General features: G+C 35.8%; 15 protein-coding genes and 1 pseudogene. 4 read left to right on the top strand and 12 right to left on the bottom strand.

Features of this window, described 5'->3' with window-relative positions; genetic code table 11:
* Positions 1–11 precede the first annotated feature (11 nt).
* Positions 12–245, bottom strand: a complete 234-nt coding sequence (locus D1867_RS07130; protein ID WP_155864423.1) for a sulfurtransferase TusA family protein — start codon at positions 243–245, stop codon at positions 12–14.
* Positions 246–603: 358 nt separating this feature from the next.
* On the opposite strand from D1867_RS07130, the gene D1867_RS07125 reads away from it, so the two are divergent.
* Positions 604–771 carry a hypothetical protein gene (locus tag D1867_RS07125; RefSeq protein WP_155863385.1) on the top strand — a complete coding sequence of 56 codons (168 nt, stop codon included), beginning with the start codon at positions 604–606 and terminating at the stop codon, positions 769–771.
* Positions 772–946: 175 nt separating this feature from the next.
* On the opposite strand, the gene D1867_RS07120 is transcribed toward D1867_RS07125, so the two are convergent.
* Genes D1867_RS07120 through D1867_RS07100 form a run of 5 tightly spaced genes read right to left on the bottom strand, consistent with a single transcriptional unit; the run spans position 947 to position 8,030 of the window.
* Positions 947–1,477 (bottom strand): TorD/DmsD family molecular chaperone, encoded by a 531-nt coding sequence (locus D1867_RS07120; protein WP_170283908.1) that lies wholly within the window; start codon positions 1,475–1,477, stop codon positions 947–949.
* The gene (locus tag D1867_RS07115) at positions 1,458–2,882 is read right to left on the bottom strand and encodes a 4Fe-4S dicluster domain-containing protein (RefSeq protein WP_155863384.1); all 1,425 of its coding nucleotides are present in this window, start codon (positions 2,880–2,882) and stop codon (positions 1,458–1,460) included. The genes D1867_RS07120 and D1867_RS07115 overlap by 20 nt, the downstream gene beginning before the upstream one ends.
* A gap of 5 nt (positions 2,883–2,887) precedes the next feature.
* Positions 2,888–4,279, bottom strand: coding sequence for an NrfD/PsrC family molybdoenzyme membrane anchor subunit (gene nrfD / locus D1867_RS07110; protein ID WP_155863383.1), 1,392 nt, complete (start codon positions 4,277–4,279; stop codon positions 2,888–2,890).
* The gene (locus tag D1867_RS07105; protein WP_155863382.1) at positions 4,276–4,959 is read right to left on the bottom strand and encodes a 4Fe-4S dicluster domain-containing protein; all 684 of its coding nucleotides are present in this window, start codon (positions 4,957–4,959) and stop codon (positions 4,276–4,278) included. The genes nrfD and D1867_RS07105 overlap by 4 nt, the downstream gene beginning before the upstream one ends.
* Before the next feature lie 14 nt (positions 4,960–4,973).
* Entirely contained in the window at positions 4,974–8,030 is a 3,057-nt protein-coding gene (locus tag D1867_RS07100; protein ID WP_155863381.1) for a molybdopterin-dependent oxidoreductase, read from the bottom strand.
* 327 nt (positions 8,031–8,357) lie between these two features.
* On the opposite strand from D1867_RS07100, the gene D1867_RS07095 reads away from it, so the two are divergent.
* A complete protein-coding gene (locus D1867_RS07095) occupies positions 8,358–8,882 on the top strand; it encodes a TQO small subunit DoxD (protein ID WP_155863380.1) in 525 nt (174 codons plus the stop codon).
* A gap of 5 nt (positions 8,883–8,887) precedes the next feature.
* Complete coding sequence (locus D1867_RS07090; protein ID WP_240872188.1) at positions 8,888–9,388, top strand: TQO small subunit DoxA domain-containing protein; 501 nt, start codon at positions 8,888–8,890, stop codon at positions 9,386–9,388.
* On the opposite strand, the gene D1867_RS07085 is transcribed toward D1867_RS07090, so the two are convergent.
* Positions 9,385–10,113 carry a class I SAM-dependent methyltransferase gene (locus D1867_RS07085; RefSeq protein WP_155863378.1) on the bottom strand — a complete coding sequence of 243 codons (729 nt, stop codon included), beginning with the start codon at positions 10,111–10,113 and terminating at the stop codon, positions 9,385–9,387. The two genes, D1867_RS07090 and D1867_RS07085, sit on opposite strands and share 4 nt — an antisense overlap.
* A 205-nt stretch (positions 10,114–10,318) precedes the next feature.
* On the opposite strand from D1867_RS07085, the gene D1867_RS12415 reads away from it, so the two are divergent.
* A complete protein-coding gene (locus D1867_RS12415; protein WP_155863377.1) occupies positions 10,319–12,166 on the top strand; it encodes a V-type ATPase 116kDa subunit family protein in 1,848 nt (615 codons plus the stop codon).
* Here the strand turns inward: D1867_RS12415 and D1867_RS07075 are convergent.
* From D1867_RS07075 to D1867_RS07055, 5 genes and pseudogenes are all read right to left on the bottom strand, one after another.
* On the bottom strand, positions 12,163–12,441 hold the full coding sequence (locus D1867_RS07075; RefSeq protein ID WP_155863376.1) for a hypothetical protein: 279 nt from the start codon (positions 12,439–12,441) through the stop codon (positions 12,163–12,165). The two genes, D1867_RS12415 and D1867_RS07075, sit on opposite strands and share 4 nt — an antisense overlap.
* 125 nt (positions 12,442–12,566) lie before the next feature.
* Positions 12,567–13,073 carry a hypothetical protein gene (locus D1867_RS07070; RefSeq protein ID WP_155863375.1) on the bottom strand — a complete coding sequence of 169 codons (507 nt, stop codon included), beginning with the start codon at positions 13,071–13,073 and terminating at the stop codon, positions 12,567–12,569.
* A 423-nt stretch (positions 13,074–13,496) separates the two neighbouring features.
* Positions 13,497–13,820 (bottom strand): hypothetical protein, encoded by a 324-nt coding sequence (locus D1867_RS07065; protein ID WP_162309162.1) that lies wholly within the window; start codon positions 13,818–13,820, stop codon positions 13,497–13,499.
* Positions 13,817–14,173, bottom strand: a complete 357-nt coding sequence (locus D1867_RS07060; protein WP_155863373.1) for a succinate dehydrogenase/fumarate reductase transmembrane subunit — start codon at positions 14,171–14,173, stop codon at positions 13,817–13,819. The genes D1867_RS07065 and D1867_RS07060 overlap by 4 nt, the downstream gene beginning before the upstream one ends.
* A gap of 5 nt (positions 14,174–14,178) precedes the next feature.
* A pseudogene (locus D1867_RS07055) lies at positions 14,179–14,871 on the bottom strand (succinate dehydrogenase/fumarate reductase iron-sulfur subunit); the annotation flags it as partial.
* Between the last annotated feature and the right edge of the window lie 21 nt (positions 14,872–14,892).

Genomic DNA, 14,892 nt, shown 5'->3' with positions numbered 1-14,892 from the left:
ATCTACCCGCTTTATTTTCCTATTAATAGTATGTATTTGTCTCCTTCTTTTGACTCTTGTATCAGCTTCAAACCCCTCTTCTTAACCCATAATGTTATATTCTTCTTAGTAGCCTCATCAGCTAAAATCACCTTAACAGCCTCACCCTCCCTTAACTCATCAACAACACTAGATAACTCACCTATAGGACCTACACAAGACGGACTAGTTAAATCCAACTCCTTATAGATCTTAAGAGAACTCATATCTTTATCCAATAATATTATCTTGCATACATACTTTTAAATATTTCGTTTATTTCAACATTTTTAAATTGTTAGTTATTCCAGTTTTATCTTAAAATATATTTTAATATAAAATAATAAAGGTAGATTTATATTGTTTATTTCCACAATATTTCGCTTAATTTGAAATTTATCAGAATGTAATAATTATTTAATAATAAGATTATCAAATAAATTCATATTATTAATAACTGTATTACTCTTTTATGATTACCCTTCTAGCTATTGGATATTAATAGGAAAAAAGGTTTTTAAACTTTCTTGGGCTATCCATCCCTTTTCCGTCCTTTTTGTAAACAATGGAGCAGAGGCAGTAATAGTGACTGGAGGTACCTCAGTTGACGCTACTGATAAGACCCCAATAGCTATAGGTAAGCTAGGAAAAATTATATCCTACGGTTTGCCAATTAAACCTACAACGATGTCCATAGTTGCAATGTGTGACTCAATACCTATATTCGGTATTTCTGCCGGAGGAATATATTAAGATTATAACGTTATAGATGTACCAGGCTTATGGTGGGGATATTGCTATGATGGTACGCGGTGGTTTATTGCCTAATTTCCAGCCTAGTATTAATTCTTAGGAAAATTTTTATTTTATGATCTTATTAAACCAGATATATAATAATATAATGCCTATCCAGTAATTAATAAAAATATTATTTATTTAATTCCAATGACAGTTCTTCAAGGAATAATTTTAATGAGTTTCCTAAAAGTTTTGTATACTCTCCGTAATGATATTTTTCTATATCATTAATGAATTGCGGTACCCATTTAAATATATGTTCGACTAGAAATTTTTTACCTTCGTCTTCCTTACCTAGATAGAAGACATAAGCTAGGAATTCCATTTCAGTGGATATGTGATCGGGTAATTCTTTCATGGGCTGAATACCGTATTTTGAGTAAATGTCGTACAATTCAGCCACAACCTTACCGTATATTGTTCTTTCTCTATACCAAGATTCATATGGAGGACATTTTAAGTGTTTATAGTCATTGATAAAGCATCTAGTGAATTCTGTAGCAAGCTGATCTTTATTTCCAGAGTCTATCATTTCAGTAATTTTCTTTACATTTTCATAATATTTTCTATCTTTTACTTTATCCAATAGTTCCTTTACTTTTTCGTTGTATTTAACTCCCATAAAAAGATAGGAAAATAGCTTAAACTCTTCCCAAATCATTTGGACCCCTCCTGGGCTTAAATCTTACTTCCTTGCCAAAGAATTTTTTGTATGAATATTCTGCCCTATGAGTTGGACATCTTTCGAGCCATTCATCCTCGCACTCTAATCCTCTCTCTTTCATGACCTTCTTAACTAAATTAAGACTCTTTCTAGATCCTACAATTGCGCCACAAACTCTACACCTTACTATTTCATCTTTCATTAAAGTCTTAATCTCGTGCTTAACTTCCTTTGCAGTAAATACTTTTATTGCTTTACTTCCAGAAGAGCAACCGTTATCTCCTTCAGGACAAACGTTAATACAAATTTTACAACCTATACATTTATCAGGGTTAAATAATAATTTTTCTGAATCATTAGAATATTCTATTGTTAGCGCATTTGTTGGGCACCATTTTGCACAACTCTCGCACATAGTACAAATTTTCTCGTTAATTTGAACCTCATAGGAAATATCTGGCAGATTATTATTCTTGATGATATTTTGCCTTCCTTCTGCCTTGTTTGCGAGGAATGAGAACTGCTCAATTTTTATATTTTTCTCCACTTCTTTAGGTTGTATATTATATCCAGGCACAGTTAAAGAAAATCCTCCCACGGCATTGTTTAAATCTTCAACTGTACTCTTAAGCCCGTCCAAGTTCTTAGAAAGTTCGCATCCTGGACAATATAGCTCAACCTTGCCCGATGATCTAAGCATTACTAAATCTACTGCAGATAGCATTCCAATGCATGGCAGTTTTATTGAATTCCCTGTGTCCTTATAACAAGAAATTCTCTTATCTCCTTTGATCTTGCTGAGTTCGAATATTGCTTGTTGCGAAAACGACGGAAACTGAAGTGCGCTCATCGGACAACTTGCTACGCAAAGACCACAAGCTACACACTTATTATAATCTATAATGACGCCATTCTTCTTATCAACCTTTATGGCGTTATAAGGACAAGAATCTTGACACAGCGTACAAGCCCTATATAATCTACACATATCTGAAATCCAAACGGGCTTATCTATCCTATCCTTAGCTATTTTTAATTCTCCCTTGATTAGTTCTCTTCTACTTACCGGCAGTCCTTTCTCCTCTACTAATGCTAACTCAGCTACCCACCCATTTTCCAAGATTTTCTTATTTTCCTCAATGCTATTTTCTCCCCAAGTAGCGTCAACTACTCTCACAAGTAGGGGATTTATACCCGCTCTCAATGCGGCCTCTTTATACAATTTAATGTGCTCTTCGTCGTATTTGCCTACAATTACAACTGCTTTCATTCCCTTAAGTTTAGAGGCTATCTCTTCGGGATCACAAGAGTAGAATCCAGAGGTGACGTTATGGGGACAAGAGTGATAAAAAACGTCTACCTTAATTTTTATTAAAGGTGTGGATAAAAAATTATTTTCCATTTTTATCACTTAAAGAACCAGTGCTTTGGCTTTTCTTCTTCTTCCAGAGGTAATAGTAATACTCCCAATGTGTAGACGCCGAGTAGGAATAATACAGAGCCTGCAAACCATACTAGGTCGTACTGGCTTATTGCAAAAGGTAATTGGGTGTATTGAGATACTCCATTAAAGTTACTTCTTAATTCGTAAGCCCATGTAGATCCAGGCGGACTTACGGGAGAAACTGAATAATACCAGCTTATAGCTTGAGGAATTACATCTGCCAAAGTTATTAATACAAACCAGCCTAGTAGTACAAATATTGAGGACGCGAATAACCAGCCTTTGCTTTCCTTTTTGTACGCTATAGAATATAATATTATAGGAATTATTATGCCGATCAGCACCAAGCCTATCCAGAAAACCAAGCTCCAACTTCCATTAATTAATAATTCAGCCCAAGGCAATGTCTCTTGGTTTGTCGCAGTAAGCCACACCCACCATAATACTAAGAAGCCTATTCCTATTGTCGCTAAAAGTCCGTCTCTAGCTAAGACCTTAAATACTGTATTATCTTCTTCTGGATCAATGCTCCCACTACCGCTGATATGAGTAGCTATGGGCTTTGCAGGTGTGGGAGTTATTGCAGTCGGTCTTCTTAACCATGAATATAGTGGCGTTATGAATGATATCATTGCTATTCCTGCATAGAAAGATGCTACTACCAATAGGATTGACATAAATGGTCCAAATTCGTATACCCACGTTGACAGATACCCGAACACCGAGCCTAAGTTAGCGTCAAGTATAAGTTCAGCTAATATTGCATAACCTACTATTAACGCGTCAATGTCAACTACGAGTTTTAGCATTCCGGGTATTTCGAAAGTTGTTTTACTAGATAACCATGCTAAAAACCTATCAAGTATTCCTCTTTTTCCTTCTTCCTTGATTTTTTCTCCTATTAATGCAAGTATTTCAGCAATTATCCCTATCCCGACTAACGCATACAGAACGCCGTTCCATGCTATCCTTGAAGTGCTTCTAAAGCTCAAGTATATGAATAACGCTTCGGCAGGTTTATATGTGGATGCGAAAACCATTATCCATCCTGGTATAAGTACTGCTAAAGCCAACCACTCATTCCTGAGCTTTATCTTATCGAATGGATTTCTCTCTTTATGATTCTTATTAAACAATTCGTAGAGGGAATTATATGTACTAACTCCAGTACCTATGACTCCGAAGAATATATAACCTATTACAAGTAAACCCCAAGGTATAGGTTCATCGTTAGGCTCAGTAAAACTTACAAACCCTTGAGCCCACGCTAGAGGATTATAACTCATTCCATAAAACATTATACCTCCTCCTATTAAGATAAAGACTATAGTCCAGACCCATAGTTTGACGTTCATGAGTTATCACCTCCTTGTGCATATCTTCCAGATTGCTTATTAAAAACATAAAATACCTTAGGTTGAACATTGAGCTGAGGATTTAGAACGACAGCTTGTCCAGTATTTACTAGAACTGAAACTTCGCTATTGGGATCATCAAGACATCCGAAAACTCTAGCTCCGCCAACACAAGTCCTTACGCATGCTGGAGTATATGTACCACCTGGAGCTGTACCGTAGCAGAACGTACATTTATCTACATGAGGGACTACGTGTATTAGATTATCCCCATAGTATTCCTTGGCTTTTTGTATATCATCGTAAGTGTAAAAGTATCTGGCTCCGAATGGGCAAGCTTCTACGCAGTACAGACATCCCATGCATTTGTATTCGTCTACAACGACTATACCGCCATCAACTATCTGCGTAGCTCCAGTAGGGCATACGTAATAGCATGGAGGATTTTCGCATTGCATGCACAATCTTGGTACAAACATTCTTTGAGAGTTAGGAAATTCGCCCACTTCTAAGTCTTCTACGTGCGTTCTCCATAATTCCTCCCAGAACGGTGTCTGATTTTCGATTGCACAAGCTGCCATACAAGCCATGCAACCTAGGCATTGATCTACTCTAACTACGAATCCCCATTTCTTACAAGATCTATTATTCCCAAATGCTAAATACGGATTTTCAGTCATTTTTTATCACCACCTTAAGTTGTATAATTCCCAGGAATGTTCTCCTGGGAAGGAAGAGTATCTGGAGTCTGAACTTGTGCTAACTGAGTATATTCGCTTATCTCGTCTGGAGTGGCTTTCCTTACGAGTACCGTGAATTGTTGTGCCATTCTATGACCAGTAAGCGGGTCATAACTTTGAGGCCATATACTAGTCACTGCTCTATTTCCAAAGTTCTTTAAAGACCTAGTTGAATAAGTTAAAGCGGGATTATTTTGACCCCACGGTTCTGGAACTCCTATGGTGTCAGGCCTTATCCACTCTGTTAAATGTGCTCTCACTATTAACTTTGCTCCGTTTAGTTTACTTATTATCGCTATCCAATCTCCTTCATTTATTCCCAGCCTCTGAGCGGTCTCTTTGTTTATCCAGGCAAACTGGTAAATGTTAGTGTGATAACTGTTTGAAGTTATTGCCTCCAAGGTGGGTACATTAGTAGTGAAAGTGTAGGCTATTGGAGGTATTTTGAACTCTATATAGAACATTTCTGGAGGAGTAGGCTTAAATGTTGGATCGTTATATGGTGGTTGCGGTTGAACGAATTGACCAGGAGTCACGGCATATCCTGCGTTCCAATTGGGAGGGACATATGCAAGTATTGGATCCCATGTAGGGTCATAACCGAAGTTCTTAATTACATAATAGTATAGTATTGTCGAGTATATTTCTATTCTACCGGTTGGAAGTCCTGCAGGAATATTCCACGGAATTCTCTCATTATTCTGGACATAATCTTCGAAAGTCTTCACAGTTATTACACCTTCAGTTCTTAACTTGCTAAGAACGTCGTCAGGAGTAGTATTGAGCTGTTGCGCAATGATTTGAGACTGAACATCAGCAAACGCCTTACCTACAAATTCTCCCCATCTTGGATAAGTGCCATATTTCTCAAGGTATTGAACAAATGGCATCATTTCTTTTTGCATTGCTTGTAGTAACTGATCCGCAGGTAATCCAACTGAGTTTGCCATCCAAGTGATATACTGCTCGAAGAATCCTAGCTTGTATGAGAGAAGGACGAACAAATCTAATTCTGGAATAGTATACGGATAGACTCTAGGAATAGCTTGCCACCTTCTTCTGTATCCAGAATCTGGAGTGGCACCCCTACTAGTTATAGGCTCTTCCCTTTCAATGTAAGTGGCATCTGGTAAAATTACGTCAGCATATAATGCAGTATCTGTTGGGAATATGTCTATCATAATTACAAACGCATTTTGTAAAATTTGTTTCCACTCTGATTCCTGCATGTTCTTGGCCGGATTTACACAGCAAGTCATTATAACCTTAATATTATAGGGTTGTCCATTCCATTGTACTTGACCTTGCATGGCTTCATAAACTCCAGTATCTGGAAATAGCGAAAACGCAGCTGCCGGTTTAAGACCTTGGGAAGTTAACGTATTATTATAAGCACACCAAACAGCCGGATGTCCGTGCTGCCAGAACGACGGATTACAGTAAGCTAGGGCAGTAGCTACGTATTGCATCATCTGTCCTGGCAAATTAAGTACTGGAACTGACATTAACACTTGGGGTCTTTGTATTAGAATTCCGGGCTTAACTTGCCCAGAGTTCACCATTGAATTATAAGTCTGGAATAACTGAATTGCCCCTTCTCTATGATCTCCGCTGTATATCCAACCTCCTCTGACGTCAATATTACCAGTAAGGGCCATAATTATGCCTATGGCTTTCCTCCACATTGTCGTGTAAGATCCTTCTTGTCCCTTTTGGCCGGTAGCAATATCTATAGGCCTCATAGTACCTACTCTGAAGTAGAATTCTTCAATTAACGATTTATCGACGTCAGCAATTTGTGTCACATAGTCTATTGTAAATTGAGAAACCGCCTGCTCTAAAGCCTGGAAAACTGTTATCAATTGCTTTCCATCTGGGGTCGCTAAGTTCTGAACTCTCAGCGCTGGCCTAATAGTTTTTCCGTCAACTGAATACATATTTGTATTAGTATAAGGTGGGACTTGGACAATGCTTTGACTTATCTCGTCGTAAACGTAGAAAGCTTGTACTGTTCCGTCTTCATAGTTCGCCGTATATGGTACATATACGCCGTTTTCTTGATATACTAAGAACGGGGCATTGGTATGGTATCTAACAAAGTAGTCATCGTAGTAATTATTATCTATTAAATACTTTATTAAACCCATAGCTATTGCCAGATCGCTTCCGGGCTTTACCGGAATCCACAAATCGGCTTTTGAAGCGGCTTCGCTTTGCCTTGGATCCAGAACTATTACAAACGCATCATTAGCTAATCCCTTACCTAGTCTCGAACCTTTATTTACAAAAATTCCAGCAGGATTGCCGTTATTCCCCCAGATTACTATAAGCGACGAATGCTGAAAGTCGTCTGCCAACTCGTCGCCGTGAATATCGAAAGTGCCTATTGTTAAGTTCATTCCTAGATGCTCTCCGAATAAGCAGGGTTGCATAGGGCTACCGGCTATAGTTGGTATTTGCGAAGCAAAAGTGAAAGGTATAAATTCCGGCCTATAGTTTGCACATGGTATTGCACCTCCACCCAAGACCATTTCCCAAGGTTGCACGTTTAATTCTTGGAATTTTTGTAATATATATTGTATAGCTTCATCCCATTCTGCCTCTTTAAAAGCCCATGTACCCTTTGGACCAGTCCTTATTAACGGTTTCTTTAGCCTATCTTTATTGTAGGTAATTAGCGTTCCGCTTCTACCTCTAGCACAGAGCTTACCATAATTAAGAGTAGATAAAGGATTTCCGTCTATTTCTATTGCCCTTATGTAATTACCCTTTTGCTCCACGTTAACTAGAATATCACAGACTGAAGAACAAATTCCGCACATATTGGGGGCATAAGAATATTGATACCCAGGCTGCAATTGCTCCTCGTCTACTGGTGGAGAGAAGATATCAAATACAAAGTTCTTTGATGCAGCATATCCTGCAGCCGCAGCTGCTGCAGTTATAGCAGAAACTTTAAGAAAGTCCCTTCTAGATATTCTTAATTCGTTCTTTGACTTTTCGCTTTCCATGTGAGATACTATTAACTTTCCTGATAAATCTTTTTATTCATAAAATGTTTGATCTCTAATTTTAACAGAGTTAATTTCGATATAATTTTGATAAAAGATATAATACTTAAATTAGTAACTTTAACTGAGCTAGTTAGGAAGCTTATGTTAAGTAAAATTGTTAAGTTAAAGTATATGCCATCAACTTAGAAAAACTGATTATAAATCTAAAAAATTGTTTTTAAAAGTTTTAATAAAAATACATTAAGTTTAACAAAGCTTAACGTACTTTTAAGATTTATTAGAAAGAAACGGTTAAAACTTAGAATTATATACAAAAATCTTTGTATGGCTCAGACTAGTGTAGAAACTACACAAAAGTACTTGCCAATACTTAGGATAACTTTGGGTTGGATGTTTTTCTCGGCATTTGTTAGAAGGACTATAAATGTTCCAGCAAAACTTAATCCACATTCTTCAGCCTATGTAGGAGGAAAATTGATAACGTTCCTACCTCATGCATGGGGACCAGTAAAAGGAGTTCTAATATGGCTGTTGCAAAATCCTCCATTATTGTACACTTTCTTAATAATGTTTACTGCACTAGAAGCAATATTTGGTCTATTAATGATGCTTGGACTTTTAACTAGGCTTTCTGGACTCGTTCTAGCTGGATTAGCATGGGGTATAGGATTTGGAGGAGGATGGCTAGGGAGTACGTGCGTTGATGAGTGGCAAATAGCCTCGATGGAAGGTGCAGCAGCGTTTATGTTCGTCTTTACTGGCAGTAGATGGCTCTCAATAGATCAACTTTTATACAAAAAATATAATAAAGGAATTAAAATCTGGAAGTATTATATTCCGCTATGGTGATGAAAATGGAGAAAGAGGCAATTGTTGCATTATTGGCATTTTTAATTGCCACAGGAATGACACTAGGGCTTTATCAAATAGACTTCCAAGGCTTAGGTCATCTAACAAATTGGTCTAAAACCGTAGGCTATTGTCTAGAAGGGACAAAGCTATTTACTAACGGTACGTTATTCCTACAAATATCTAGAGTTGACGGGCCAGATACCTATGGAGGATTTATCGTGTTAGTTCAAGTATTATATCCTAACGGTACTGTAGTTTATCAATGGAATGCAAATCAACTTGGGCACATTCCGAAGAGCGATATTCATAATGAGTTTTCCTTACACCCTGCTCACAGTACTGGATTCGCGTTGTGCGTTCCGCTTGGTCAAAATGCTACTGTCATGCTCAATATGCCGTTCCATATCCCTCCTGGGACTTACATAGTAAAAGTCTACGATGCTAATGGAGCTAATGCTGCATATGGGCAAAAATGGGAAATAGAAGTTCAAGCTGAAAGCTAAACAATTTTTTCTTCTTTTATACTTTTTTCTCCCTCTTTTCCTTGTTCTCTTTTCTTTAAGCCTACAAAAATGTAAACAGAACCCAAAGCTTTAACTTTAAAGACCTTTAGATCGAATATTTTGCTAATAATACTCTTTAATTGTGAATTAGTAGGTATCTTTCTGTAAATATAATAAATATATTTGTAATCCAAAGGCTTAGCTCCTACAAGTGCGGCTAAATAAGGTTGGATAAACCTAAGATAGAACGCAACGTAATTTCTAAGCAACCAGTTATCAGATTTACCCATGGCGATTACTCCAACTACTTTTCTTGATACTCTGGTCATCTCTTTTACTACCGCTCCTATATCGTCTGCCGCATGAAGAGCAAAACTGCTTACTACTGCATCAAATACGTTGTCTCTAAAAGGTAAATTATAGAATGATGCTAGTACTTTATCTCCTTCAATTAAACTTGATTTTAACATGTTTTCAGCATAATCTACCATTACTATATCGGTCTTTATTAACTTGGAAATTACGTACGAAAGTTCTCCTTTTCCGCTGGCAACATCAAGTATTCTTTTAGGATTATTACAATAACTTTTAACAGTTTTTATTAGTTCTGCCCTCCATTTTACGTCTTGAAAGAAGGAGATCATTGCATTAGCTCTATCGTAAAACTTCGGGAGGTCATTATATATCCTCTGAAGTTCCTCATTAGATACCTTAACTTCATTCATACGGATTTCTATGCTGTCTATTTAAAAAGCTTCACTTATATGGTCTTATATAAAATGTCATTAACTTTGTTAATTTGCATATTTAAATGCATATTTAAGGTAGGTTTAGAGTATAACTACTGTTTTATAATTATAATAATTAATTTATGTAACATAAAATACAGCAGTATATTCGTTTTTATTCTTTAAAGTTAAATGATAATATGTGATAATTCCAGAACCAATGTTAAAGGTCTATATGCTCTTTCCCAACGATCTTAGAGAGCAAATTTCAGCTTGTATTGTAAAGCTTGGGGATTTTCAACCAGAAGAAGGAAAATATTTTGAAAGAACATCATATATTGAACAAGTTTCCTTTGTAAATGGAATGCTTGACGAGATATCCAAGATTATAAATTTCTTTAACATAGGTTATAAAAAAGAAGGAATCGTAGAATTTAACGGAATAGAGAAAAATCTTGAAGATTTTAAAAAAGACGAAGGAAAGTTCATAGACTCGGTATATCAAAAAATCCAAACTTACAGTAAATACTTGGACGATAGAGCTAGACTTTACGACGAAATTGAAGAAACTAGATCTGAAGAGAAATTGATAGAGCTAGACAAAGTACTTCGAGAAATTAGTGAGCTACACAAAGAGCTTAACGCAGAAAGGAAGGTCATAGAGAAGAGAATAATGGAGGATTACAATAAGTTACTTACCTTAAAAGAGATCCTTAAAATACTCACATCAGTAAGGTTTAGCAAATACTACGCTTATCTAGAGGGTTATATAAGGGAAAAGAAAAAGGACGAATTCATTAAGATTATTTCTAAATATGCATTAGTTGTTTTTGAGAGGCCAAAGAGGTTCGGAAGTAAGGAAATTCCTCCTACTTATTCTTCAGTCCCTCACTTTATGAGACCGTTTGAAAGCCTAGTAGGCATTTATGGCACACCTTCTTATTGGGAGGTAGATCCTACATTCCTTTTCGCAATAACCTTTCCGTTATTTTTTGCTCTCATGTTTCCTGACGCCGGAGACGGACTAGTATTATTACTTTTTTCCGTTTTATTCTATAGATATGCTAAAAATAGAAATAATCAGCAACTTAAGGACATATCCATTGTTTTGGCTTATTCAAGTGCATTGTCAATGATGATAGGAATGCTATTGAGAGAATTATTCGGACCGCTATTCGTGGAGGGAACAAAAGAGTTAGTACCTCAATCAAACGAATCTACAATAGGCCCGCTTTACTATTATTGGCCAGTCCCTCCAGACGTTTCTAAGATATTTTCTTCCATAATACCTTTCGGTCAATATTCTCAACCCTTGTACGGAATTCAGAACGCAATAATTATATCCATACTTATCGGTATAATTTTAACGTTGATAGCTAATAGCCTCGGAATTTATAATTCACACCTTAAAAACGCTAAGGAAGACATTCTGTATAATAGGATACCTAACTTTATAGTTTACTTGTCTCCTACAATTATTTTCATTTATGGATTTTATAACCCTTATAAGTACTTTATCAATACATATAACTTGCTAGGAGCGTTGCTTTATACAGTAATGCATCTATATAGTCCAATATTTTACGGCTATTATTTAGTTTCCTTTATATCTATAATAATATTTTTTATAGGCGAAATATACGGCTGGATCTCACACATTTACATTAACATTAGGGAAGGCTTAAAGAACGCCTTACTTAAGGGCTTTATAGAAGGTTTCTTTTCTCCTCTTCTGCTTGTCATATCTAACGTTATATCTTTCATAAGGCTTTTAGTCTTAGGTTTATCTCATTATTACATTCTTTACGCTTTCTCCTTTATTGCTGTTATGCTGGCGGGAACTTTAGATACTTGGAGAATCTTAAGTAATCCCGTGTCATTAATTATCTTAATCATAGGAAATATACTAGTAATAGGCTTAGAAGGTTTTGTCGCAGTAATACAAGCTATCAGACTTAATTTATACGAATTGGGCGGAAAATTCTGTGAATGCGAAGGAAGACCTTTTGAGAACGTAAAAGAATACGCAGTTATAAAAAATAAGTGTTAAAGATGATGAATTTCTTCAGCTTTTTCATTATTAAATACGTAAGATACTCTAACTTCTGAAATTTCTCTAGAGACAACTGGTATATCAAGGACTTTAACTACCTTCTTTTCTATTGGTATTGTTTGTTTAACCTTCTTTATTCCTTTTTCTCCAGTAGGAGTAATGACTTCAACCTCGTAAGATATGGTGATCTCCTTAATATATAGAGGTTCTGTATGCAAGTTATATACGATAAGCCTATCATCTTCAATTTTAATATCAAATCTTTTTGTCATAATCTTTTCTTGATTTCACTAAATAAAGTTCTTTATATCTAGAATGTTATTTCGTATTTAAATAATAGGCTTATTGCTTAAACATTACATTATTAATATCATGTTAATATTCAAAAAATATAAATTTATTTAAATTTATATATAAAATACGATAATCCGACCATCTTTATTATATCTCCTATAATAGATATTATCCCTAGATTAAATAAAAATAGAGGCAAACCAGCTGTAAAGATTATTGCACCGTAAAAGAATAATGAAGAAAAAAGCACACTTATCTTCTTTAGAGTAAGAAAAATGGAGATCCCCGCAATAGGTTCAAATATATACCCAAAAACTATAAGTTCTATGCCTATGAATTTTCCAAGGGCTAAGAAAATTAATCCTATTAAAGTGATAATAATTGCTATAGGGGCTAAATACTCAAGAATTTTTCTTTTTTCCAATAACGATGAATTATAGGAAAGATAAGAAGGAAACGAAAGAATCCATATTATCCACATTATTATTTGGACGATCCTCGAAAAGGCATAATTTATGCCATAAATATCTAATAAAATAAGAAGATATAAGATAAATATTGATGCAATCATGCTTACTAAATTTCCCTTAAATAAATTTCTAGATATCATCATTTAATACTTTTCACGATAGTTAATAATTCTTATCCACGTCAAGAGGAAGGCATAAATTTTACTATATAATATTATGTATAACAAGAAATATATACTAAAAGCAATTTTATGAGTAGAAGGGATTCTTCTTACTTATGCTGGTATAATGCTCGCTTTGGTAACTGACTTCCTCCTGGAAGGGTTCCATCCAAAGGGGCTCATAGTTCCCATCATCAATTCTAGTCCAGAGATCACCATTTGAGAGAACTTTCATCTATAAATGCTGGAGAGGAGTGTCATTAAAGTCACTAAAAACTTTCTTGGACTATTCATCCCTTTCCGCCACCTTAGCCCCATTTATTGAACAAAGAAGTAAAGGAAATAATATTCTTATCAAAAGTGAAACCTTTAATACCTCCTAAGCTGTTCACTAGAATAGCATTAGGTGGTAAAGTAAAAAAATAGTAATATCAGTAGTATTATTATTCCGCCAATTATAACGTCTTTAACACCTTTTTTAAGTCCAAAGTCATATAAACTTCTTCTAACTCCTAACAAGCCGTGAATGAAAGCCACGACTAAGAGTAAGCCCAGTAAAGAGTAATATACTCTATTACTTAAATATTCGTCAACAACTGGTGTCGAGATTCTATTATCGAAATTAAGGTTATTTGCGAATAACATAAAGAAGTGTATTGAGAGTAAGATAAGCGTCACTATCCCAGTGATATATACTCCCCAAAACCTTAATTTGGATTCTCTCATCTTATCACCATGTAAAGTCCTATGAAGAACGACAGTATTGTAATTATTATTGTCACCCATATATAAATTCTGTGAGTCTTATAATAAATCCAAGGCTCTTCCATGTGATGCTTGGGAATTAGATGTCCAGTTTCTATTAATATTATACGTATGCCGTTCATTGCGTGAAATACGACTATACTGCCTATTAATACTAGAAAGTATTTGAAGATCTCTGGCTCTGTTAATTCTCCATGAGCTAATCTATTTACAAAGATTACGTGGACTATTAGGTAACCTAGAAGAGTCCAGCCTGTTATCTTTTGAAGTAATGCCAAAAGTCTTTCAATATTTAACTTTGAAAACCAGATCATTTCATGCTCATCTCCTTCAATCTCTGTATTGCCAAAGAAGGATCAACATTTCTAGGGCATACAACTGAGCAGGAACCTGCAACTCTACAATTCCATATGCCTATTATAGGATTGTCTATTATTTCCAGTCTTTTCTTTCCTAGGGTGTCCCTAGGATCGGCTGAAAACCTATAGGCCATAGCGAGTACTGCAGGACCCAAGAAGTCCTTGTTTGTTTCAACTACTGGACAAGCAGAATAGCAGAGACCGCAAATTATGCATTGTGCGAAACTCCAGAGTTCTTTTTGGTCTTCTGGTTTTAGTCTAGTTTCTGCCCTACCTTGAATTACTTCCTCCGGGGGTGTAACTCTTGGTATGATCTTGTTCATTTTTCTATAAACAGAGTCGAGGTCGACTATCAGATCTTTAATTACAGGAAAGTTATCCATGGGTTCTATAGTAATTTCCTTTCTCCCCTCATTCACTATGAGTGTTTTACAAGCTAACTTGGGCTTTCCGTTTATTTTCATCCCGCAACTACCGCAAACTCCCATGTGACATGAAGCTCTAAAGGACAACGTTGGGTCCTGTTCTGTTTTTATTCTCCTTAATGCCTCCACAACTGTAGTAAATCTATCCACCTTTAGTTTGTATTCCTGCCACCAACTTCCCTTTTCTTTAGAATACCTCCTTACCTTCAGTGTTACTTCAAAGGACATGAAGATAGATAATAAAGAGAA

It is taken from the genome of Acidianus infernus (genome assembly GCF_009729545.1).
GTDB classification, from domain to species: Archaea; Thermoproteota; Thermoprotei_A; order Sulfolobales; family Sulfolobaceae; genus Acidianus; species Acidianus infernus.
Note: the sequence above shows the minus strand (reverse complement) of the source record. Positions and strands in the feature narration are given on the sequence as shown.

Bases quoted from the DNA above. Each gene is read 5' to 3' on its own strand.
- D1867_RS07130 (WP_155864423.1), bottom strand. From the start codon at position 245: ATGAGTTCTCTTAAGATCTATAAGGAGTTGGATTTAACTAGTCCGTCT.
- D1867_RS07120 (WP_170283908.1), bottom strand. From the start codon at position 1,477: ATGATTTGGGAAGAGTTTAAGCTATTTTCCTATCTTTTTATGGGAGTT.
- D1867_RS07115 (WP_155863384.1), bottom strand. From the start codon at position 2,882: ATGGAAAATAATTTTTTATCCACACCTTTAATAAAAATTAAGGTAGAC.
- nrfD (WP_155863383.1), bottom strand. From the start codon at position 4,279: ATGAACGTCAAACTATGGGTCTGGACTATAGTCTTTATCTTAATAGGA.
- D1867_RS07105 (WP_155863382.1), bottom strand. From the start codon at position 4,959: ATGACTGAAAATCCGTATTTAGCATTTGGGAATAATAGATCTTGTAAG.
- D1867_RS07100 (WP_155863381.1), bottom strand. From the start codon at position 8,030: ATGGAAAGCGAAAAGTCAAAGAACGAATTAAGAATATCTAGAAGGGAC.
- D1867_RS07095 (WP_155863380.1), top strand. From the start codon at position 8,358: ATGGCTCAGACTAGTGTAGAAACTACACAAAAGTACTTGCCAATACTT.
- D1867_RS07090 (WP_240872188.1), top strand. From the start codon at position 8,888: ATGGAGAAAGAGGCAATTGTTGCATTATTGGCATTTTTAATTGCCACA.
- D1867_RS07085 (WP_155863378.1), bottom strand. From the start codon at position 10,113: ATGAATGAAGTTAAGGTATCTAATGAGGAACTTCAGAGGATATATAAT.
- D1867_RS07075 (WP_155863376.1), bottom strand. From the start codon at position 12,441: ATGACAAAAAGATTTGATATTAAAATTGAAGATGATAGGCTTATCGTA.
- D1867_RS07070 (WP_155863375.1), bottom strand. From the start codon at position 13,073: ATGATATCTAGAAATTTATTTAAGGGAAATTTAGTAAGCATGATTGCA.
- D1867_RS07065 (WP_162309162.1), bottom strand. From the start codon at position 13,820: ATGAGAGAATCCAAATTAAGGTTTTGGGGAGTATATATCACTGGGATA.
- D1867_RS07060 (WP_155863373.1), bottom strand. From the start codon at position 14,173: ATGATCTGGTTTTCAAAGTTAAATATTGAAAGACTTTTGGCATTACTT.